This window comes from Niabella terrae (assembly GCF_054783135.1).
In genome coordinates, this window is sequence record NZ_BAAGRD010000003.1 from 597,606 (window position 1) to 620,979 (window position 23,374).

Below are 23,374 nucleotides of genomic sequence, written 5' to 3' on the forward strand. Positions count from 1 at the left end.
CAGTAACTTCATGACCACGAACAGAAATTTTAGGCTATACATGCGTTTTTCAGTTACATATCCCTTGGTAGTTTTGGGCCTGTTGCTTTTGCAGTTGGCAACCATGGCACAATCCCGTAATACGAATCTAAACCCGGAAGTGGTATTTGCTAACCCGCCGGATGCAGCAAAACCCTGGGTACTCTGGTATTGGATGCATGGGGCGGTTTCCCGGGAAGGAATTACGGCGGATCTCGAAGGACTACATAAAAATGGTATCGGCGGTGTTTACCTGGCCTGTATTTATGATACCGTCGCAAGTATTCCTTTCGCAAATCCTGCGCGGCAGCTGAGCAGTCAATGGTGGGCGATGATTCATCATGCCATGAAGGAATGCCGCAGGCTGGATATGAAAATGTCATTGCATATGAGTGATGGTTTTGCACTGGCGGGCGGACCCTGGATCCGCCCTGAGCAATCCATGCAAAAGCTGGTTTGGACAAGGACCCTTGTTGCTGCCGGTGGTACCTTACCGATTCATTTGGCGCAGCCAGAAACCAATGAAGGCTATTATAAGGACGTAGCCGTCTTTGCCTTTCCTGCGGGTAGCGGAGAGGAGTTCGGCGCGCCAATCCCCCGTCCCGTAGTTACAGCCAGTAATGGTTCCGCAGCCGGTTTCCTGGCAGCACCTGGGGAAGACAAGGAGACATTCCGGGCAGACAGCAGTTGCTGGATTCAATATCAATACCCGCAACCATTTACCCTCCGCTCCTTAAAAATTCACAGTGGAAATTATCAATCCAGGCGGCTGATACTTTTAGCCGGCAATGATGGGAACCGATTCGATACGGTGATGCGGTTGGTACCGCCCCGTCATGGTTGGCAGGATACCGATGAGGATTATAGTTTTTCCGTACCGGAAACCAGGGCCCGATTTTTCAGACTGGTATACGAGAAAGCCGGCACGGAAGCGGGCTCGGAAGACCTGGATGCGGCCAAGTGGAAACCTTCACTGAAAGTAAAAGGTATCTGGCTGAGCGAAAGGCCGGTCATTAATCAGATCGAAGCCAAGAATGGCAGCGTCTGGCGGGTAGCTGCCTGGACCAGTGAGCACATGGTACCCGACAGTCTGGCGGTACCCCTTAGCGCTATTATCAATCTGAGTGATCGAATGAATGACCAGGGAGAATTGAACTGGAATGCACCTGCAGGAGACTGGGTCGTGGTTCGCATTGGGCACACTTCCACCGGTCATACCAATGCTACCGGTGGTGCGGCGAAAGGCCTGGAATGTGACAAGTTCGACGCTGCTGCCATCCAATTGCATTTTGACAACTGGTTCGGTAAGGTATTCGAAAATACGGATTCAGCGCTTGTCCATGAAGTGTTGAAGACTTTTTATATCGACAGCTGGGAAGCAGGCAGTCAGAACTGGAACCGGAACTTTGCTGCCGAGTTTAAAAAAAGAAGGGGCTATGACCTGATGCCCTATTTGCTGGTGATGACCGGCACCCCAATTGATAACGTCGGTAAGTCGGAACAGATACTACATGATGTAAGGACGACGATCGCTGAACTGGTGAATGATGTTTTTTATGTTACACTCAGAAAACTATCCGCAGCCAAAGGCTGTGATTTTATGGCCGAGAATGTGGCACCTACAATGGTCAGCGACGGCTTGTTGCATTTTAAAACAGTAGATTATCCCACAGGGGAATTCTGGTTGAACAGTCCGACGCATGACAAGCCCAACGATATATTTGATGCGGTCAGTGGGGGGCATATTTATGGTAAGAACCGTATTCAGGCAGAAGCGTATACCAATTTGCGGATGGCCTGGACGGAAAATCCCGGGAATATCAAAATAGTGGGTGACCGGAACTTTGCGGCAGGCATCAATAAGATGATTCTTCATGTGACGACCCATAATCCATGGCTGGACCGGAAGCCCGGCATGACCCTGGGCAGTATCGGTCTGTTTTATCAACGGGATCAGACCTGGTTCAGTCAGAGCAAGGGTTGGATAGATTATATGGCCCGGAGCTCGGCCATGTTACAACTGGGCCGGCCGGTTACCGATATTGCTGTATTTACCGGTGAAGAAATTCCCCGTCGTTCGATACTGCCGGACAGGCTGGTCAGCAGCCTCCCGGGCCTATTCGGTAAAGAACGTTTACTGCAGGAAACGAAGCGGCTGGCGAATGCCGGCCAGCCTCAGCGCACGGTTCCTGTGGGCGTGACCCATTCGGCCAATATGGCCGACCCTGAAGATTGGACCAACGGCCTCCGGGGCTATAAATACGATTGCTTCAATCCCGATGTGCTGAAAGATGCCCGGGTCGTCAATGGGCGTGTCGTTTTTGCCTCCGGTGCCAGTTATGCGTTACTGGTCTTTCCCGGACAGTTGCTGATGCAGCCGGAAAATACCCGGATGTCATTGCCGGTCGCCCGGAAGGTGCTGGAACTGGCCCGGGCCGGTGCCCATATACTTATTGATACGACCGAAAAGCAACCCATCGGATTCCACCAGTCCGAAGCAGCTTTACGGGATATCTGGAAACAGCTGCTAAGCGGAGGCCATAAAAGTCTGGTACCGCTACCTTATTGGTCTGGCGATTTTAGCGCTATGGGCCTGGAAAGGGATCTGGATGCAGGCAGTTCAGGGAATGCGATTGCCTGGACCCATCGCAGCACAGCAGCAGCAGATATCTACTTTATATCCAATCAGCGTGCGTTGCCGCAACACTTTGAACTTTCTTTCCGGGTTTCAGGACGTATGCCGGAAATCTGGGATCCTGTGACGGGCAGACAGATCGATGCCCGTAACTGGCAGCAGCGCGGGGGACGGACTTTTATGTCTTTGAAGCTGGATGGCGCCGCTGCTGTTTTTGTAGTTTTTCGCAGGAAAGCGCGGACCCGATCTGTTCATCAGCCTCCTTTAAAGGAAAAACAGTTGCTGGCCATCAATACCAACTGGAAAGTGCAGTTTGACACCGCTATGGGTGGTCCCCGGACCACGCAGTCGTTTTCTACCTTGAATCTATGGAACAAACATCATTTGGATGCCATCCGGTATTACTCGGGAACGGCTGTTTATCGAAACAATTTCACGCTGCCCGTTGTAAACCGGAAACGTACTTATTACCTGGATATAGACCATATTTACGATATCGCTTCCGTACGTATAAATGGCCGGGACTGTGGTACACTCTGGACCAGACCCTATCGGCTCGATATTAGTGCCGCGCTGAAAACAGGTAAAAATACCATTGAAATCCGGGTGACCAATACCTGGGCCAATCGGTTGATCGGCGATCTGCAGCTGCCAGAGCGCCAAAGGATTAGCTGGACCACGGCACCGCTGAATTTTCTGGAAGGCCAGCCGCTGGCTCCTGCGGGCCTACAGGGCCCCATTCGCCTGATCATGCAACGATAGGACAGGTGCGCCATTTTAAAATTGATCAGATTTGTAGACTTTTTCCGCAATTGTCCAGGCTTATTGACGTCTAAGCAGTAGGACGTTCCGAATGCAGGTCAATCCGGTGGATGTTTTCAGCTCCGGAAATCACAGCATCATAGACAGTATTTAATCAGGCTTCAGCCCCCTAATTATCAGTAAAAAGGGGCGAATAATGGAAGAAATTATGAGCACAGAATGGAAGAAATGGCAACTATTGGCGATTTTAGTGATGCTCACCGCCTGGGCGGAAGCACAGGTTTCGGTGAATGGAAAAGTAGTGGATGAAAAGGAGGGCAGGCCCCTGGAACACGCCGTGGTGGAAATACGCAGTCAAACCAGTAAAGACCTGCTGTCCACAGTTAATACGGGTGCTTCCGGTGTTTTCAGTACCCATGTATCCGAGTCTGATATAATGGTCCGCATTAGTTTTATAGGTCACACCACAAAAAATATAAACGGTAAAGCAGGTGCAGACGGGCAAATTGATCTCGGTACCGTTTTACTGTCGAAAGCTGATATTACCCTGGAGGAAGTAGTGGTGCGGGCTGAAAAATCCAGTACAGAATTCAAACTTGATAAAAGGGTATTTAATGTCGGACAGGACCTGAGTTCCACCGGTATGAGTGCCCTGGAAGTGCTGAATAATGTACCATCTGTGATGGTTAATATCGATGGCCAGATCAGCCTGCGGGGCAGTAGCGGCGTCCAGATACTGATCAATGGTAAACCTTCCGTGCTTGCGGATGAAAGCAGTAATGCACTGGGAACCATTACCGCTGATATGATTGAGAGCATTGAAGTGATCACCAATCCTTCGGCCAAGTATCAGGCAGAAGGTACTGCCGGAATTTTGAATATCATTTTAAAAAAGGAGCAATCAAAGGATTTTAACGGTTCCATATCGCTGAACACCGGTATTCCAGACAACCACAGTGTCGGCGTCAGCATGAGCCGCCGGGCCAATAAGTTTAATTTGTTTACCCAGTTGGGTCTGGGCCGGCGCTCCTTACCCCGTCATGATCAAACTTATCGGCGAAACCTGATTGCGGGAACGGAACTCTATAGCTCCGGAACGAATTACCGGAACGAAAAGTTTTATAATATTACCCTGGGTACGGACTACCATATCAATGCTTTGAATGTGCTTACCCTATCAGGTAGTTTTGCCTATGAAATCGAGGACCAGCCTGCTACAACGCAATATCGTTCCTATGAGGCGGATGCGCTGGTTTCGGAATGGAAAAGAAAGGAAACAACGGAAGCAACCAATCCTAAATGGCAGTATGAACTCAACTATGAAAAACAGTTTAGTGATGATAAAAAGCATAATCTGATTGCAAGTGCTATCGGAAGTTTCTTTGGAAAGGACCAGTCCTCTGTATTTACCAATCTGGCTGGTACCGGTGCTATCGATGAAACCGATCAGCAGGCAGTCACAGATTTTAAGGAAGCTAATTATACATTTAAGCTCGATTATACCCAACCTTTTGGGGACCAGGTTACGTTGGAAACCGGCGCCCAATACCTGATCAGTGAGGTCGGTAATGACTACACCGTCAAAGACCTGCAGGAAGACCAGTGGGTGGTCAATGAAAACCTGACCAATGATTTTCGATTTGATCAGAATGTACTCGGCGTCTACGCTACAGGTAGTTATGAATTGAATCAATGGGGTGTGAAAGCCGGATTGCGGGTGGAAAATACCGACCTGTCTACCTTACTGATCAATACCGGTGTAGACAATCAAAGGAATTACACCGATTTTTTTCCAACTTTACATACCTCCTATAAGTTCAGTAATGCGGCATCACTGCAATTGGGTTACTCACGCCGGATCTATCGACCCAGGCTCTGGGAGCTGAATCCTTATCTGAATATGCGGGACAATTATAATATCCGCACCGGTAACCCAGAACTCGATCCTGAATACAGTGACGCTTATGAACTGACCGGCATATTCAAAGTGCCCAAAACCAGTTTCAGCGCCAGTCTTTTTCACCGTTTTACCCGCGATGTTATCGAGGACGTATCTACTTTTGAAGACAATATTACGACGAACCGCCCCTATAATATCGGCACCCGGGCATCTACCGGGCTGGAGCTGAACGGGAAGTACGATCCCCTGAAATGGCTTTCTTTTAACGGAGATTTTAATTACAGCTATTTCAACCGCAAGGGACAGTTTGAGTCCCGGGTTTTTGATTTTGACGGCAACCGCTGGTCCGCCCGCCTGGTTGCCAAACTGGATTTGCCGGCAGAGTTTGATCTGGAAATAGGCGGACATTACCGTTCTGCTTATGAAACCGTAAATGACTACAATAAGGACTACTCCTATATGGACCTGGGATTACGCAAAAAACTCTGGAAAGGCCGGCTGGTAGCCAGCCTGGCAGTAAATGATGTTTTTGGTTCCCGGATTTCGGAAAGTGAGATTGATCGTGAGGATTTTTACCAGTATCGGAGAGGATTCAGGGGGCGCTTTATGAGCCTTGGCCTGAGCTTTGGATTTGGTAAAGGAGAAGCCATGACATATTCCGGTGGTCGCAGGAGATAAACAGGCTTCAAAAGGGTATTTGAAAATATTCCCATAATAGAAACAGAAATCGATTCTCGACTTAATGCATGCTATCTGGTGAATGGTTTTTTTGCAAAACACAACAAAAAAGGAATGGTCAGATGGCCATTCCTTTTTTATATAATTTTACACCGCTGGATAACTATTCGGTAATGGTTGCCAGTACCTTATCGGTTACGCCGGTAAAGCTGAAACCGCCATCATGAAACAGGTTCTGCATGGTGACATAGCGGGTAAGATCACTAAACATTACTGAGATATACGCCGCACAGGCTTCGGCCGTTGCGTTGCCCAGGGGACTCATTTTTTCTGCGTAACTGATGAAGCTGTTAAAGCCTTTTACACCACTGCCTGCCGTAGTGGGGGTAGGAGACTGGGAAATTGTATTTACCCGCACTTTCTTTTTTTCACCGTAATAATAGCCAAACATACGGGCGATACTTTCCAGCAGGGATTTGGCATCCGCCATTTCGCTGTAATCTGAAAATACCCTTTGTGCGGCAATATAAGTGAGGGCTACGACGCTGGCATGTTCGTTAAGTGCATCCAGGTCCCAGCAGGTTTTCAGTATTTTATGGAGACTGACAGAAGAAATATCAAAGGTTTTCTGTTCCCAGTCGTAATTGAGATCGGTATATGGTTTGCCTTTTCTTACGTTAAGCCCCATACCCACAGAGTGGAGTATAAAATCCAGTTTACCACCGAAATGTTCGGTTGATTTTTCAATCAGGTTTTTCAGGTCCTCCAAATTGGTGACATCGGCACCAATGACCGGTGCATTGCCACATTCAGCCGCCAGCTGGTTGATGGTCCCCATTCTGAGCGCAACCGGCGCATTGGTTAATACGATTTCAGCTCCTTCCGCATAACATTTCTGTGCGGTCTTCCAGGCAATGGATTTCTCGTCCAATGCACCGAATATTATTCCTTTTTTCCCTTTTAAAAGATTATAAGACATACGTTTTTCTTTAATGGGGTAAAAGTAAGGATGATTTTTTGATTTTGGGGGTTATTCCAGCGCAACAAAGGAATTCTGTACCAGGCGGGCTCAGGGATAGCGGATGTCTATCGGCGGAATCTGTTAGAAAGTTCGCCTCAATCGATGGCGCTTTTTACTGCTGGCATAGACAGCCCTGGTAACAAAATGACCCAACGCAGCGCCCAACAGTACATCGCTGGACCAGTGTTTATTTTGATAAATCCTGGATCCGGCAATCAGGGTAGCAATGCTATAAGCGACCGGCGCCACCCATTTCTTCTCAGGAAATTCCTCTGCAAGACTGGTGGCCAGGGTAAAGGCAATCACCGCATGTCCCGAAGGCGTGGAGGTGAATCCATTCTTACTGAATGGCAGGGCATAGTCATAGGCATTGTCGGTCGCAAGGGGGCGGTTCCGTCGAATCAGGTTTTTTGCGGTCAGGGTAATCAGGGAAGAAATAGCCACCGCTTTGCTACCGTTCAGCCCCAGCGACCTGAGGCGTTCATTGTGGGAGAAATGTCCGGCAACATAGATCGCGGGAAACAGGGCCATCCCATAATAGTCCCCCAGTGGCTTTATAATATCTGCCCCCGTATTGAGCCAGCGGCTTTGGTGATCGTCGCTAAATGTTTTAATTGAGGGGTCTAGTAGCATCAAGGTTCCGATGCCGGCGGAAATAGCTGAAAACTTGAACCAGTCTTTTTTCTGCCAATGGACTGGCCGGGTGAGGGTATATTCAAAATCCTGAATTCCGTTGATGAAATAATCTTTATTCAATCGGGCAGGCGCCAGACTGTCTGTTTTTGCCGCCGGAACGGTATCTGAGGCAACGGATAACAATGGCAGGGCATGAGTTACAGGCAGCGAAATTTTCGCCTGGCTCTGAAGGGGCAGGTTCAGAACCAATACAAACAGCATTATGCTGCAGCGAAATCTGAAGCTGGAAATATCCTGAATTTTCAAGTTTTTCGAAAAAGGTGAGCCCGCAATATAAACATAGAACCCTGCTGCAACAAAAAAATCACCAAAATGAAGCTAAGCATTGTCTACAATCTGTTACGTGCCTGCCGTTGAAGAGACGACCGTTAAATGAAATCGAAACTGTCCGGTCTGCGCTGGCTCATCCGGTTATCATCTCTCTGGCGTTCTGTATTGCGGCTGCCGTGGGTTGTTCACCGCTCAGCATTTTGGCAATCGCCGTCACCCGCTGTTCCTCGTCCAGTTGTCGGATCAGGGTAGCTACCTGATCGGCCTTTAACTCTTTGTATACGAAGAAATGTGCATCCGCCTTTCCGGCTATTTGTGGTTGGTGTGTGATACAGATGATCTGTCGGTTGGCAGTAAGGTCCTTCATGATCAGACCCACCTGCCTTGCGGCTTCTCCGGAGATGCCGGTGTCAATCTCATCAAAAATGAGTGTGGGCAGATCCATTTTCCGGGCAACCAGACTTTTGATGCAAAGCATCAGCCGGCTGAGTTCGCCGCCGCTCGCCACTTTTCCTACCGGTTTAAACTGCCCGCTTTTATTGGCATCAAAGAGGAAGGAGATTTCATCGATACCCGTCGGACCCGCAGCGGCAATTTGTAAATCTACTTTAAGGCGGGCATTGGGCATGCCGACCTGGTGTAACAACTGATTGACCTTTTTCTCGAGTGAAGGAATTTGTTTTTTACGGGCCTCTGAAATTGCCTGGGCTTGCTTCAGTACCAGATTTTGCTGTTCGGCTGTCGCCTTTTCAAGACCTTCGATCTGATCACCGATCTGCAGCACCGCCTGCAGTTTTTCTTCCAGGCTCAGCTGCAGGTCCAATAATTCCCGGGTAGAGCTTACCCCGTGTTTTTTCTGCAGTTTGTAACCCGCAGATAACCTTTCGTTGAACTGGTCTAACTTTTCCGGATCCCAATCAATTTTATTGTTGAGGCGGCTAAGTTCACCGGCGATATCGTCCAGTTCGATCTGGGCGCTTTCCAGGCGTCCGATGACTTCTGCCAGATCGGTATGATAATCACGATATCCGTTCAATAAATGAAGCAGACTCCTGAGTTGTTGCGTGATCGGCTGTTCTGATTCTGAGAGCGCTGCATAGCTGCGATCCAGCGCAGATTTTATCCCCTCGGCATTCGACAGTAATTTTAATTCGGCTTCCAGTTCCTCGAGCTCATTGTCCTTTAACTGAAGTGCAGCCAGTTCCTCATATTGAAACCTGTTATAATCGGCTTCTTTTTCGAATTGCTCCTGTTGGGATTTCAGGTTGGCAAGGTTCCTGACCTGCTCCTGCCACTGTTGATAGCCTGTTTTATAACTGCGCAACTGCTGCTGGTTATTGGCCAGCGCATCCAGTACATTGATTTGAAAATCACGGTCACTAAGCGAAAGGGTATCGAATTGTTGATGCAGGTCCACCAACATCTGGCTCAATGCATGTAGCTGGGAGAGATTAACCGGGGTGTCGTTGATAAAGGCCCGGCTTTTGCCATTGCTGGTGATTTCCCTTCTAACCAGTAATTGCTGCTGTTCATCCAGATCATTCTCCTGCAGAAACCGGCTGATTTTTTCATTGTTTTCGGAACTGAAAAGCCCTTCGATCACGCATTTTCGGGACTTGTCGACCAGGGCGGAACTGTCGGCTCTTTCTCCGAGGATCAGGTTCAGGGCGCCGATGATGATGGATTTACCCGCACCGGTTTCACCCGTAATGATATTCATTCCCGGAGAGAAAGTGATCTCCAGTTCGCTGATAATCGCGTAATTGACGATGGACAAATGTTGCAACACGCGACAAATTTAATGATATGGATTTAGTCGGGAAACTGTATTATTGCTATGTGGAAAAGCTAATTCAGATGGAGGATGTTTTAATCCGGGTCCGGTTTAGGAAAGGGATCCTTCAGCTGAAGGCGGACCATGCCCTCCGGGAACTGGTTCGAAAGGACTGGGCGGCTGTGGAACAGCTTTCTGCAAAGCTTTTGGTTATCTACCAGGCCCTGTATGAAGAAGCACTGCAAATCAATCAAAACTCACTGATTATTGAAATTCTCGGCCATGTATATACTTACCGGCTTTGTCTGGTGCTCAGAAAATATTTTCCACGGGGCCTATTCCGACTGATTGCCTATCGTTCCTGCATTATCGAATGTGGGGAATCCCCTAAAGACCGAAACCGCTGGATCTGGGATCTACTGGGTTTTTATAAACCGATGGCCTTTCTTATGCGGAACCGAAGATGATTTTTTTAGCCATTAGCACATTTATGGTTTAATTATCTTAAAATAACTTAAATAATATATTTTTATTTATTAATTATTCTTTATATTCGTGCTGTATTAGTTTTAAGATTGGAACGATTATGCCAAGCTATACGACAATCTCTCGTCTATAGCGTTCGTAACTGGATTTAATAATTTGATATTATTATATTAAATATCTGTTTAAATAGGTTTTATTTATTTGCAAACTTAATTAAGTAGCTGGGTTCATATAGAAACTGCTTAAAACGCTTTGTAGGGCAGTTAAAAACTCTCTGTTATGAATATAAGTGTCAAAATTTCACGGAAATATCGAGTCAGTCTGTTCTTGCTGGTAATATGTTTCGGATCTGCTTTATCGGTTTTTTGTCAGAACGAAAGATTGCTCAAGGGCAGGGTAGGTGATGAAAATGGCCAACCAATAGAAGGCATTAATGTAGTTCCTCAAGGAGAAACGACTGGAGTGGCTACTGCTGCAGACGGTAGTTTTGAGTTATTCACAAAGCAAGGTTCCCCCAGTTTGCTTTTTTCGGGAGTAGGTTATATTACTCAGGAATATGTTGTACGCGATACAAGTTTTATTGATATAATTTTAAAGCCGGATGCTAGTAGTTTGGGCGAAGTCGTTGTGGTTGGGTATGGTACCCAGAAAAAAGTGAACCTTACGGGTTCAGTTGCAGTAATAGAAACCAAAGACCTCGCATCTCGACCGTTTGCTAATACATCAAGTGCCCTTCAGGGAGTAGCTTCCGGTGTAACAGTAACCCGTTCATCAGGCGCGCCAGGTAGCCGGGGAGCAATACGTATTCGAGGCATCGGTACCCTGAATGATGCTAATCCCTTAGTGTTGATTGATGGTGTAGAGGGGGATATGAACGCTATTGATCCCAATCTGATTGCTTCAATTAGTATTCTTAAAGATGCTGCGTCGGCAGCCATTTACGGTTCCCGCGCCGCCAACGGTGTTATTATCGTTACAACCAAAAGAGCCGCCGGAGAATTAAAAGTGAACTATAACGCCTATGTCGGAGTGCAGCGTCCAACTGATTTGCCCCAAAAAGTGAATGCCATAGATCATATGAATATGATAAACCTGGCGCTCGAAAACTCCGGGGCAGATCCTTTGTATACTGAGAATTATATCACTGAGTATGCTGCCAATATGATCTCGGATCCCGATAAATATCCCAATACAGACTGGCAGAAAGAGGTACTTCGGGGATCAGGACTTATGCATAATAATAATATATCAGTAAGCTCGGGCACCGGTAAAGTCAGATTCCTGACTGCTGCGGGTTATCTCAATCAAAAAGGAATTATTGAAACTTCAGGCTATAAAAGGTATTCGTTCAGAAATAACACAGATATAAATTTCAATCGCAAACTCAGCATGCAGGTGGATGTTCAATATATTAAAGAACACACCACTGAACCTGGGCCAGGATTGAGCTCAGTATTTTTACAAATGAACCGGATTCCCGCCATACAGCCTGGCAAGTATTCCAACGGGCTTTTCGGTGAAGGCTGGAATGGAGAGAATCCTATCGCATTTTCAGGGCCCGATGGTGGTTCTCAGGTGGAAGAGATTACAAAATTGATCGGTCGCTTTGTTTTAAATTATAAACCCTTTGAATGGTTGAGTGCGCAATTACTTGCCCAGCCCAGATATGAGGAACTGTATAATGACAATTTTGATAAAGCGATTCAAACTTATCAATTGGATGGTAGCCCTCTGTTCATAAGGCCGGAAAGAAGTACACTGGCCAACCGCAGTATCCGTAATCTTTATAATAATTTCTATGGATATCTAACAGCAGATCATAAGTTTAACAGGCATGGAGTGAAATTTTTGCTCGGTTCCTCGCTGGAAACCTTTGTTACAAAAAACTTCAGAGCTTCAAGGGATGGATTTACGTTTCCAGATTACCGGGTGCTGGATGCTGGAGAACTTGAAAATCAACAAGCCAGTGGATCTGCATCGGAATGGGCCCTGCAGTCAATTTTTGCCCGACTGAATTACAATTACGATTCCAGATACCTGTTAGAAGCCAACGTGCGAAGAGATGGTTCCTCCCGTTTTTCAAAAGGACATAAATATGGTATATTCCCTTCTGTATCGCTGGGCTGGCGATTATCATCCGAAACTTTTATGGAGGCTATTCCCGGATTAACCAATCTGATGTTGAGGGCTTCGTGGGGAAGACTGGGGAATCAGAATATTGGGACCTATCCTTTTGCATCAACATTAAGTCTCGGGTCTTATTCTCTTGGTGGAGAAATTGTTCAAGTTGCCGCTCTGAATGATATGAGCAATGAACTGATATCGTGGGAAACTTCGGAGATGCTTGATCTGGGACTGGACATGACGATAAAGGAAAGGTTAACCTTGAAGTTTGATTGGTACGATAAGATTACTTACGACATTCTACTGAAATTGGATATTCCTCAAAGTATAGGTTTGAATGCACCTTACCAGAACGCCGGCAAGGTAAGAAATCGAGGTTGGGAGGCGAGTATTGGCTATAGAGGAGAGACTGGAGCATTCAATTATGGTGTTGATTTTAACATCTCGGATGTGAAGAACGAAGTATTGGATCTCAGGGGAGTTAGCCAATCAGGTTTACTGGTTAGCAGGGAGGGCTTCCCAATAAATTCAATCTATGCGCTCAAAGCGGACGGATATTTTCAATCGACAGAGGAGATCGAGGCTCATGCAGAACAGATCGGTGTATTGGCGCCAGGTGATATTAAATACGTGAACCAAAACTCGCAAGAAGATAATTTAATTAATGCAGATGATTATTCCATTATCGGTAGCACGATACCCAGATTTACTTATGGCCTGAATTTGAATGCGGGCTTTAAGGGATTTACCTTTAACGCATTTTTTCAGGGAGTGGGTAAAGCCGACGGATATCTATATGGAAGGGCCATTCAACCTTTTTACAGCGGTGCTTCAGCATATGAACAACATAAGGATTACTGGACACCGGAGCACCGACAAACCACTTTTCCCAGGTTAACATGGGGAGATGCAGGTAACAATTATCAGCATTCTAGTTTTTGGATGAAAGACGCCTCCTATATTAGGCTGAAGAATATTCAATTGGGGTATAATATTCCCCGGAAATTGCTGGACAGGGTGAAAGTCGAACAGGCACGTATTTACGTGAATGGACAAAATCTCTTAACTATAGATCGCTTCTGGGACGGCTTTGATGTTGAGACTCCGGTAGGTACCGGAACGAATTATCCTATGACAAAGGTATATAGTGTAGGTGTTGATTTAAAGTTTTAACTAACGATTAATAACAGAGAACCATGCAAAGAGTATTTTATTTTATTATAGTTACGGTCTTGTTACTGGGACCCGGGTGTAAGAAATTATTGGATAAGCTTCCACTGGATAGTCCTTCTTCGGCCTCGTTTTTTAATGATCAAACTGAAGTAGAAATGGGGATTCTGGGTTGCTATCAGAGAATCGTGAGCCGGATCGGACTTAAAGGTGCCATGCCTTGGATTGTATCGCTTGATTGTACTACGGATATCAACTGGAATCGCGATGCTTCGCCGATCGGTGCTTTAGGCAATGGAACCGCTGCCAGTGATAATGCCAGTGCCAGAAATGCCTGGGGGGATTTCTATGCGGTGATTGCCCGGACCAACTTTCTACTTGATAATATAGAAAACGCGCGGGGAGTGGTTGACGATAGTTATATAGATCAAGTCGTGGCCGAGGCGCGTTTTATCCGGGCTTATAGTTATTTCTATTTGACCGGCTTCTTTGGCGATGTACCCCTGATTACCAAAAGTATTTCTCTTGAGGAAGCCAAAATGCCCCGCACACCCAAGTCCGAAATTGTGGACTGGATTCTGAGTGAGATGGACGCAGCGGCGCCGAATCTTCCCTTGTATTATGAAGGGCATTCGGGACGGGCGACTAGCGTTGCGGCGTATTTTCTGAAAGCTTACACGGCATTATGCGCCAGCCGATGGAATGTTGCCGCCCAGGCAGCAAAGCAGGCTATTGATCTGGGTCACTATAAATTACATCCAGATTACGCAGAGTTGTTTACTTATGCTGGCGAAAATTCCCTCGAGCGGATATTTACAATGCAATATACGCGCGGCGTAAATACCCACATCATTTTCCGTCAGTTCGGTTCCAGATTGGCCGCAGGGGTTTCGAATGAGGTTCCCACCCAGGCTATGGTTGACTCATATGAATGCCTGGATGGAAAGCCAATTGATCAATCTGATATGTATGATCCCACCCACCCATATGAGCACCGAGATCCCCGTCTTCAGATGACGATCGCGGTTCCGGGTACTGTCTACATGGGGTTTCAGTTTGAAACCCACCCGGATAGTTTAAAAATCTGGAACTTTAATGCAAGTCCTCCTGCTCGTATTAATAATACCGATGCCACAAATACATATGCAACATTTACCAGTTATCTGTGGCGTAAATGGATGGACATCAATGATCTTAATTATACTCAGGAGTGCGAAGGTGACATTATACTTATGCGATATGCCGATCTCCTTTTAATTTATGCGGAGGCTAAAATAGAAGCCAATGAAATCGATAATTCTGTCTATGATGCTTTAGATGCGGTTAGGGGTCGGGTGAATATGCCGGCAGTTCCCAAGGGAAGTTCACAGGCTTTTCTGCGCTCAGTATTGCGCCGGGAACGAAAAGTTGAACTGGCAATGGAGGGAAGACGCTTATTTGACATTCGACGCTGGCGGATTGCCGGAAAGGTGATGAATGGAGCACGTTATGGAAACAGCAAGACCACTTTTTTGAATGCGCCGCCAAAATTAGATGAGAATACTTCACCGGATTATTCAACCATCTCTAATAAAAATATTCTTCGAGTAATAGAAACTATGGTTTTTGATACAGCAAAACATTATTTATGGCCCATTCATCCTGTGGAGCTGCAGACCAACACGGCGCTGATTCAGAACGACAAGTGGTAAAAATGCCGTGACTGAGAACAGAAGGATTTTTTAATAGTACCGAGGTCGGAAAGGAATGTGTTCAAAAAGATCTGAACTGATAACTTTGGGACCATTAACAGATGTAACAATGATGCGACTGAAGCCTGAAAAAAGACGTTGGCTAATTGTAGGAATCATATTTCTGGCCATAGTTTTTAATTATGTAGACCGGCAGATTGTTTCCATTCTAAAACCGATGCTCAAAGATGAGTTTCAAATCGGTGATGACGGCTATGCCTTTATATTGAATGTTTTTACGATCTGTTATGCCCTGATGTATCCGATTTCGGGATGGCTGGTGGATCGTTTTGGACCCCGCAAAGTCATGCTTTACGGGATATTGACCTGGACAGTGGCCTGTCTCGGCGGCGGGATTTCAAGAACGCTGGGACAGTTTACGTTTTTTAGAGGGATGTTGGGCGTAGCGGAACCTTCTAATTTTCCGGCACAGATACGGGTGGTAACGGTTTGGTTTTCGGACCGGATGCGGGCTACTGCCAACAGTCTCTGTGTTGCGGGCAGCTCAGTAGGTGCCATTATCGCCCCACCTTTTATAGCCTGGCTGGCCCTTTCACACAGCTGGCATATGGCATTTATAGTATCTGGTGCCGTGGGGCTTTTGATTGTTTTACTCTGGGCACTGATTTACCGGGATCCGCCCGCTGGTTTTGTGCAGCCTGCTCAAGCCACAGCCGCGGTGGCTACCGGAACTTTTAAATGGGCCAGCCTTTGGAAAACCCGCAGCCTTTGGGGAATTCTGCTGATACGTTTTATCAGTGATCCTGTCTGGTATTTTTGTTTGTTCTGGCTGCCGGGATACCTGCAGGAGAATTCCGGATTGAGCCTGGCTCAGGTAGGCATGTTTGGCTGGATTCCTTTTTTGTTTGCGGATCTCGGTGCAGTGGGAACTTCTGCCTGGTCAGACAGGCTGGTAAGAAAGGGTATCGGTTCTCTGAAAGCCAGGAAAATCATGCTCACCACTGTTTCGATTGCCGCTCCTTTATGTCTCATCATCCCCTATGTTTCAAATAATGCTGCACTCACGATCCTGTTGTTCAGCGTGGTTGCTTTGATGTGTCTGACCTGGGTATTCAATACACCCGTGGTCATGAGTGAAGTATTCCCCGTAAAAAATGTAGCGAGCGTACTGGGTATTTCCGGGGGATTTGGAGCAGCAGGAGCTGTCCTGTTCAATTATTTTGTGGGACAGTTTATTGGTACGCTGGGTGCGGAAAAGATATTTCTGATGATGGCTTTTCTACATCCGGTTGCGGTACTTTTATTATGGACCATGGTGAAAAAAGAAAATCCCCATAAAATAAATGATTTAAAAAATGAAATCGCAAAAGACTATTAAAGAACCTGCCCGGGAGATTCCGGTAAGACAGGATGTCGATGTGCTGGTTATAGGCGGAGGTCCGTCCGGTATCATGGCAGCTATTGCTGCAGCACAGGAAGGTCATAAAGTGTTATTGGTAGAAAGCAGGAGCTTTGTAGGTGGTAATATGACCATCGGACTTCCGATACTCGGCTTTCTAGGTCAGAAAGGGAATCAGATCATCAAAGGGTTACCTCAAAAGTTTATTGATCGGCTGAAAGTCGTACAGGCTGCCAGCGAACACCGCCCCTGTCCCTTACATATGAGTCTGACCCTTGTCGAACCGGAAGCGGTGAAGACGGTAGCCCTGGAAATGCTGCTGGAAGCGGGTGTTGAAGTGCTGTTTTATACTTTTTGTGCAGATGTAATCATGGATGGCGATGCACTTAAGGGGATCATCATCGAAAGCAAGGCGGGCAGGGAAGCGTTACTGGCCCGGTTGGTGATTGATTGTTCGGGGGATGCCGATGTCGCTTTCCGTGCCGGCGTTCCTTGTGCATACGGGAATGAACAGGGTGGGGTACAACCTCCGACGCTGATGTTTTGTATGGGCGGCGTCGACACCGAAAAATTAAGGCTTAGCATCGCTGAGGAACCCCGGACTTATCTGACAGATTTTATACCGGCGGAATATTTCGGCCAAAACAATCAGTTTGTACTGGTCGGTATGCGGAATCTGATTCAACAGGCACAGCAGGAAGGATTAACACTGCCGACCGAGCGGACGATTTTAATTACCGGTCTGCGAAAAGGCGAAGTCTGGGTGAACATGACCCGCGTTAACGGCGTAAATGGTACGGATCCCGCCAGTCTGACGGATGGGGAAATACAGGGGCGTCAACAGATCGAAAATGTCCAGGCTTACCTGATTAAATATGTACCCGGATTTCAGCAGGCTTATTTTCTCAAGACGGCTCCTTTTCTGGGTATCCGTGAAACCAGAAGAATTCATGGGCAATATACAATGAACCGGGAGGATATTATGAGCTGTCGCCATTTTGATGACGCGATAGCCGTTGCCAGCTATCCCCTGGATATCCATCACCCGATAGGTGGTGGCTGTACCCTGGAATGGTGCGGCGATTGTTATGATATTCCTTACCGCAGTTTGATTCCACAGCAGGTTAAAAATCTGATAGTGGCAGGCAGGGCCATTTCCACTACCCATGAAGCGATGTCAGCGATCCGGGTGATGGCACCCTGCATGGCTATGGGCGAAGCTGCGGGTCGGGCAGCAAAAATGGCACTTAAGTATGAACAACAGCCATCTGATATTGATGTGCAATTGTTACAGAAAGAATTAATGGATACGGGCGCTTACCTGCGCAATTGAGCGTAGCGCTTAACTGATCTCGTTTACCACTTAAATGGGCATTATGCGATTGAAATTAATTTGCGGTTTTATATGGCTGGGTCTGATGAGCTTTCATCATTGCCGGAGCCAGGCATCAAACCAGACTTTTAAAGTAATAAATTATAATACGCTCCATGGGTTTGCGTCAGACAGTGCGACCCGGTTAAAATTTACAAAATGGGTAAAGGGTCAGGATCCTGACCTCGTCGTCTTCGAAGAGATGATTGGATTTTCTGTAAACGAGCTCCGGGAATTTGCTGCCGGGTTTGGTCATCATTTTTCGGCTATTATGAGTCCCGAAACCGGACATGATGTAACGCATCCGCTGGCTATCAGTTCTCGTTACCCCATCCAGGAATTGGAAATGGCAAATGAGAATATGTGGCATGGCTACCTGCTCGCCAAAGTGGCGGGTATCTATTGTCTGGTGACGCATTTGGCGCCTTTTACCCTCAAAGACCGGCAACAAGATATCACAAGGATCTTGGCACGTATCGACAGCCTTCCCCGAGAAGCCCCGCTGATGATTGCTGGAGACTTCAACGCCTTTGCCCGGTTTGACAGCAGCCATTACGGTGCGGACCTGCGAAAGTCCATGGCACGTTTAGAAGGAAGGTTGGAGCCAAAAAGCGGAACTGCCATTGTAAAGTACAAGACTATTTATCGCAATAACCTGAATAAGGGTGCAATAGATTTTTCTGTAACCGACCAGATGTTGGCCGCAGGATTCCAGGACGCATATTACCTGCTGCACAAAAGCTTTAAAAACAGTGTGCCGGTAAAAAGTCGTATGAAAAAGAATTCTTTTTTAAGGCGTGTAGATTATATATGGGTAAATGAGAATCTGGCCCCCCGTTTGATAAAAGCCGATATCCTCCAGGATACGGTTACCGACCGACTATCAGATCATTATCCGGTACTTGCTGTATTTAAGCGCTAGTGTGCCTTGAACTTGAATGTAAAATTATTTCCAAACCTGCCGCCAGCCACCGGCAGCAGGATCCAGAGCAAACAAAAACTAAAAAAATAAAAGCATCATTACCATGAAGAAAATTATTCTGTTGATCGCTGTATTTGGGGGGCTGACCGGCCCCATTAAGGCGCAGGAAGCATATCAGTCACCCCAACTCGAGAAGGCGCAATCCTGGACGCTGATCATGGTCCCGGATATACAGAACTATGTGAAATGGAAAAGAAACCAGGGCATTATGGATATTATGATGTCCTGGATTGAGACCCATATTGATTCCTTAAATATCAAAATGGTGGTCTGCACCGGAGATCTGGTGGAAAACAATGAAAAGATCACTAATGATTATGACGGAGATCAGACTACAGACCAGCAGTGGGCCTTTGCGGCGAACAGTTTCGCACGCCTGAATGGGAAAGTTCCTTATATCGCTGCTGCAGGTAATCATGATTACAGTACAGATGCCAAAGGCAACCGTAGTTCCCGGTACAGTGAGTTCTTTAAACCTGAAACCAATTATCTCAATCAGCAATACCTGGTACAGAATACCCGCAATGAACAGGGCAAGCCTACCATTGAGAATGCTGCCTACGAACTCAAAAATCTCAACGGAAAAGATTATCTGTTCATGACGGTGGAATACGGTGCCAGGGATACGGTGCTAAACTGGGCGGAGAAAGTAGCAGGTTTAGCGCAATACAAGGACCACCGGACCATTCTGCTGACCCATAATTATATCAGTAATAAGGATGAACACACAACTTCGGCCATCAAATGGTTGTATTGGGAACCCTATAATATTGACAACCAGATTCAAAAAGGTCCCAGGGTCACGATTCCCCATGCCAATAACGGCGCTCAGATCTGGCAAAAGCTGGTCCAACCTTCTTCAAATATAGAAATGGTTTTATGCGGCCATATTTCCGGTGAGGGCTATCGCAAGGACAAGAATCAGGCGGGTAAAACCGTACATCAGATCCTTTTCGATGCTCAATCCGAAGGCGGAGGACACCGCTATGGCAATGGGGGAGATGGCTGGATCAGGATTCTGGAATTTTTTCCGGATAACAAAACCGTAAAAGTCAGCACTTTTTCACCGCTGTTTGGTATCTCTCCATCCACCCGGCATCTGGCCTGGAGAAAAGATGCCCGTAATGAATATACCCTGAGTTTTGATTAACCGGGTACGGTGGTAGTACGCATTATAGCAAATGGCCGCCTGTGAAAGCAGCCATTTGCTATAGTATTTTTCAGACTCAACCTTGATTATCCGATAACGATTCTGATGCCTTTATCCTCATATTGTTTCGCGATACGATCAGAAATTTTATCATCTGTTACAATATAATCTACCTGTTCTATCGAGCAGATTTTACCCACGCCGCGTCGGTTGAACTTACTGCTGTCCGCCAGCAGAACCAGGCTCCGGGATACCTCGATCATTCTGCGGTTCAGGGTTGCTTCAGTCAGATTGGATATGGTGGCGCCATGATCGGGTTCGATGCCGTCGACACCCAGGAACAGTAGTTCACAGGAAATATCCTCCAGTACCTGGAAAGCGTAACCTCCTGCAACTGATGAGGAATTCGGGCGGATGACACCTCCCAGCTGCAGTACTTCCACGTTCGTCCGGTTACTGAGTTCCAGGCCCACTTTCAGGGCCGGCGTAATTACCGTAATCTTGGTCGGTGGGTGCAGGGCTGTGGCCAGGGCAAAGGCGGTGGTGCCGGACCCTATCATAATGGAATCTACATTTTTAATCAATCCAAGCGCAGCTTTGGCGATCTTTTTCTTCTCATCGATGTTGATGAATTCTTTCTCATTGATCGGTTTATCAGTGGCATAAGGATTATTGGCCGAGGCCCCTCCCTTGGTTCTGAACAGGAGGTTTTTCTCTTCAAGCATTTTTAAGTCCTTACGGATGGTGACCCCCGATACTTTCATCTCTTTTACAAGGTCATCGATCGTGAGTTTGCCTTCCTTATTGATTTTACTCAATAGATACTCATGCCTTTCCGTAATCGTCATAAACTTGGTTTTAGGTTAAAGATGTGGTTTTTAAGCTGAAAAATAAATAATTTAATTTATTTAATTATATTTATTTTCCTTTAATTTTGTTTCAAACAACTTTTATATGAACCAAGCTTCGTCCAATGAAAAATTTTTTCAAAAGATCGGATTGCCATCTAATTTAGCCTGGGGTTACCTGGGCGTTTTGATTTTTATGATGGGTGATGGTGTTGAGCAGGGCTGGCTCAGCCCTTATTTAATACATGATAGAGGCCTTACCATCGAGCAGTCCGCCACGCTTTTCAGCGTTTACGGTCTCACAGTAGCGCTATCTTCTTTTTTGTCAGGTATTCTGGCCGATGGCCTGGGCATCCGAAAAGCGATGTGGGCCGGTTTCTTTCTTTTTATTGCGGGAACTTTCGGATTTGTGGGCCTTGGCCTGCAGGACCTGAATTTCGGTGTGATGTTACTGACTTATGCCATTCGGGGGTTTGGTTACCCTTTATTTGCCTACACTTTTCTGGTCTGGATAACCTACCGGACACCGCAAAACCGGCTCGGGACTGCCGTGGGCTGGTTCTGGTTCGTGTTTACCGGCGGGCTGAATGTATTCGGCGCCTACTATTCCAGTTGGGCGATTGAACGACTGGGGCATATCAATACCCTATGGACCTCCCTTTTCTGGGTATCCCTTGGTGCCGTTTTTACCCTGATTATTAACAGGGATAAAGTGATCAAATCCAATAGTGTGAATAAACTGAAGGAGCTGACCGAAAGTATTAAGATTGCCGTGAATGAACCCAAAGTATTTCTGGGGGGGATTGTCCGTACCATCAATACGACTGCGCAGTTTGCCTTTCCGGTTTTCATGCCCCTGTATTTTGAAAATTTCGGTTTCAGCACCAGTGACTGGCTGAAGATCTGGGGTGCCATTTTTACCGCCAATATTGCCTTTAATCTGATCTTCGGCTATGTGGGCGACTGGTTTGGCTGGCGCAATACCATTTCCATTTTTGGCGGCGTAGGATGTGCCCTGACTACTTTACTGTTTTTTTATGCACCGCAATGGTTCGATGGCAGTTTTACCATCGTGATGATTTGTGGGGTGCTTTGGGGTGCCTTCCTGGCGGGCTATGTGCCGCTGTCGGCATTGGTCCCTTCCCTGGTCCCTAAAGGAAAGGGAGCGGCGATGGCCTTCCTGAACCTGGGGGCCGGCCTCTCGGTATTCGCAGGACCGCTTATCGTCCGGGCTTTTATCGGTCCGATGGGCAATGCCGGTGTAATCTGGATTCTGGCAGGATTGTACCTGCTGAGTGCCATACTAACCCGTATGATTACCCTGCCCAGAGAGCAGCCAGAGGAAGCAGAACTGGTCTTGAATACCTGATGCGCTCAGAAAGGAACAGGGAACGCTACAACATGAAATAAAGAAAAACAAAAGCAATATATGACGATCTTAGTAACGGCGCCTTATCATGAGGCGGGAAGAAAGCAATTGGAAGCAGATTTCGGTAAGGTGATTTATAAAGTATGGAAAGACCATGGCAGGGCGTATCAGGCGGCTGAACTGTCCGCGCTTCTGGACGAAACGGGAGCGGATGCCCTGATCACGGAACATGACGAAGTAAGTGAGTCAGTTATTCGCAGTCATCCGGGGCTTCGTTTTATCGGCGTTTGTCGGGGAACGCCTTCGAATGTGGCAGTAGAAGTAGCCGGAGAGCTGGGTATTCCTGTATTCAACACGCCTGCCAGAAATGCGCAGGCAGTAGCAGAAATGTTTATCGCTAATGTAATCAGTTTTCTGAGAAAGACGATACCTTCGGTACAGTGGCTGAAAGAGCGCAACTGGCAGCAGGGCGCACATCTTTCCTATCTGCAGTTCAAAGGCAATGAGCTGGCGGGAAAAACCATTGGTATGGTGGGATTTGGTGCCGTTGGGCGCAGGATCGCCAGACTGGTGAAATCCTTTCCCTGTAAGATCATTTTCTACGATCCTTTTGTGGAGGATCAGTTTGAAGAATATCAAAAATTGTCGCTCGAGCAGGTATTTGAACAGGCGGATATCGTTTCCATCCATTTACCTGTCAATGATTCGACGATTGGCATGGTGGGAACATCGCTGATCAGTCGCATGAAATCCGATGCCATCTTTGTCAATACCGCCCGGGCCAGTGTTGTGAAAAGAGAAGCTTTGTTGCAGGCGATTGAGCAGAATAAGATCCGGGGCGCCATCCTGGATGTGTTTGATCATGAGCCACCCGATGAAATCGATTATCGGTTGATCGACCACCCTCATGTGCTCGCTACGCCACACACGGCCGGTGCAACAGATGAGGTCGAAGACCATCATGTGGACATTCTGCATGAGCAATTAATGAACTGGGCTAATAAAAAGGCCATTGAAAAATTAATGTAA

Annotated in this window: 15 protein-coding genes; 11 read left to right on the top strand and 4 right to left on the bottom strand. The window is 46.8% G+C overall.

The annotated features are described in order from the left end of the window. Positions 1-40: 40 nt before the first annotated feature. The gene (locus ACYVI9_RS05275; protein WP_460761612.1) at positions 41-3,415 is read left to right on the top strand and encodes a glycosyl hydrolase; all 3,375 of its coding nucleotides are present in this window, start codon (positions 41-43) and stop codon (positions 3,413-3,415) included. Between the two features lie 196 nt (positions 3,416-3,611). After that, a complete protein-coding gene (locus tag ACYVI9_RS05280; protein WP_460761615.1) occupies positions 3,612-5,993 on the top strand; it encodes a TonB-dependent receptor in 2,382 nt (793 codons plus the stop codon). Positions 5,994-6,156: 163 nt separating this feature from the next. Here ACYVI9_RS05280 and ACYVI9_RS05285 read toward each other — a convergent pair whose 3' ends face one another. From ACYVI9_RS05285 to recN, 3 genes are all read right to left on the bottom strand, one after another. Then, positions 6,157-6,972, bottom strand: coding sequence for an enoyl-ACP reductase FabI (locus tag ACYVI9_RS05285; RefSeq protein ID WP_460761616.1), 816 nt, complete (start codon positions 6,970-6,972; stop codon positions 6,157-6,159). A 123-nt stretch (positions 6,973-7,095) separates the two neighbouring features. Further along, positions 7,096-7,911 carry a phosphatase PAP2 family protein gene (locus ACYVI9_RS05290; RefSeq protein ID WP_460761619.1) on the bottom strand — a complete coding sequence of 272 codons (816 nt, stop codon included), beginning with the start codon at positions 7,909-7,911 and terminating at the stop codon, positions 7,096-7,098. Between the two features lie 202 nt (positions 7,912-8,113). Then, a complete protein-coding gene (recN, locus tag ACYVI9_RS05295; protein WP_460761622.1) occupies positions 8,114-9,769 on the bottom strand; it encodes a DNA repair protein RecN in 1,656 nt (551 codons plus the stop codon). Between the two features lie 17 nt (positions 9,770-9,786). On the opposite strand from recN, the gene ACYVI9_RS05300 reads away from it, so the two are divergent. The 7 genes from ACYVI9_RS05300 (at position 9,787) to ACYVI9_RS05330 (ending at position 20,128) form a co-directional block, all read left to right on the top strand. Continuing rightward, positions 9,787-10,221 (top strand): hypothetical protein, encoded by a 435-nt coding sequence (locus ACYVI9_RS05300; RefSeq protein ID WP_460761624.1) that lies wholly within the window; start codon positions 9,787-9,789, stop codon positions 10,219-10,221. 298 nt (positions 10,222-10,519) lie between these two features. Continuing rightward, positions 10,520-13,537 carry a SusC/RagA family TonB-linked outer membrane protein gene (locus tag ACYVI9_RS05305; RefSeq protein ID WP_460761627.1) on the top strand — a complete coding sequence of 1,006 codons (3,018 nt, stop codon included), beginning with the start codon at positions 10,520-10,522 and terminating at the stop codon, positions 13,535-13,537. A 23-nt stretch (positions 13,538-13,560) separates the two neighbouring features. Then, positions 13,561-15,225 carry a RagB/SusD family nutrient uptake outer membrane protein gene (locus ACYVI9_RS05310; RefSeq protein ID WP_460761630.1) on the top strand — a complete coding sequence of 555 codons (1,665 nt, stop codon included), beginning with the start codon at positions 13,561-13,563 and terminating at the stop codon, positions 15,223-15,225. A gap of 109 nt (positions 15,226-15,334) precedes the next feature. Beyond that, on the top strand, positions 15,335-16,603 hold the full coding sequence (locus tag ACYVI9_RS05315) for an MFS transporter (RefSeq protein ID WP_460761632.1): 1,269 nt from the start codon (positions 15,335-15,337) through the stop codon (positions 16,601-16,603). Continuing rightward, positions 16,581-17,957, top strand: a complete 1,377-nt coding sequence (locus tag ACYVI9_RS05320; protein WP_460761635.1) for an FAD-dependent oxidoreductase — start codon at positions 16,581-16,583, stop codon at positions 17,955-17,957. The genes ACYVI9_RS05315 and ACYVI9_RS05320 overlap by 23 nt, the downstream gene beginning before the upstream one ends. A gap of 43 nt (positions 17,958-18,000) precedes the next feature. Then, complete coding sequence (locus tag ACYVI9_RS05325) at positions 18,001-18,918, top strand: endonuclease/exonuclease/phosphatase family protein (RefSeq protein ID WP_460761638.1); 918 nt, start codon at positions 18,001-18,003, stop codon at positions 18,916-18,918. 103 nt (positions 18,919-19,021) lie between these two features. Continuing rightward, on the top strand, positions 19,022-20,128 hold the full coding sequence (locus ACYVI9_RS05330; protein ID WP_460761641.1) for a metallophosphoesterase: 1,107 nt from the start codon (positions 19,022-19,024) through the stop codon (positions 20,126-20,128). Between the two features lie 86 nt (positions 20,129-20,214). Here ACYVI9_RS05330 and ACYVI9_RS05335 read toward each other — a convergent pair whose 3' ends face one another. Beyond that, positions 20,215-20,976, bottom strand: coding sequence for a DeoR/GlpR family DNA-binding transcription regulator (locus ACYVI9_RS05335; RefSeq protein ID WP_460761644.1), 762 nt, complete (start codon positions 20,974-20,976; stop codon positions 20,215-20,217). A 106-nt stretch (positions 20,977-21,082) separates the two neighbouring features. On the opposite strand from ACYVI9_RS05335, the gene ACYVI9_RS05340 reads away from it, so the two are divergent. Together ACYVI9_RS05340 and ACYVI9_RS05345 are read left to right on the top strand one after the other, a co-directional pair. After that, positions 21,083-22,345, top strand: a complete 1,263-nt coding sequence (locus ACYVI9_RS05340) for an MFS transporter (RefSeq protein WP_460761646.1) — start codon at positions 21,083-21,085, stop codon at positions 22,343-22,345. Between the two features lie 60 nt (positions 22,346-22,405). Then, positions 22,406-23,374, top strand: a complete 969-nt coding sequence (locus ACYVI9_RS05345) for an NAD(P)-dependent oxidoreductase (protein ID WP_460761649.1) — start codon at positions 22,406-22,408, stop codon at positions 23,372-23,374.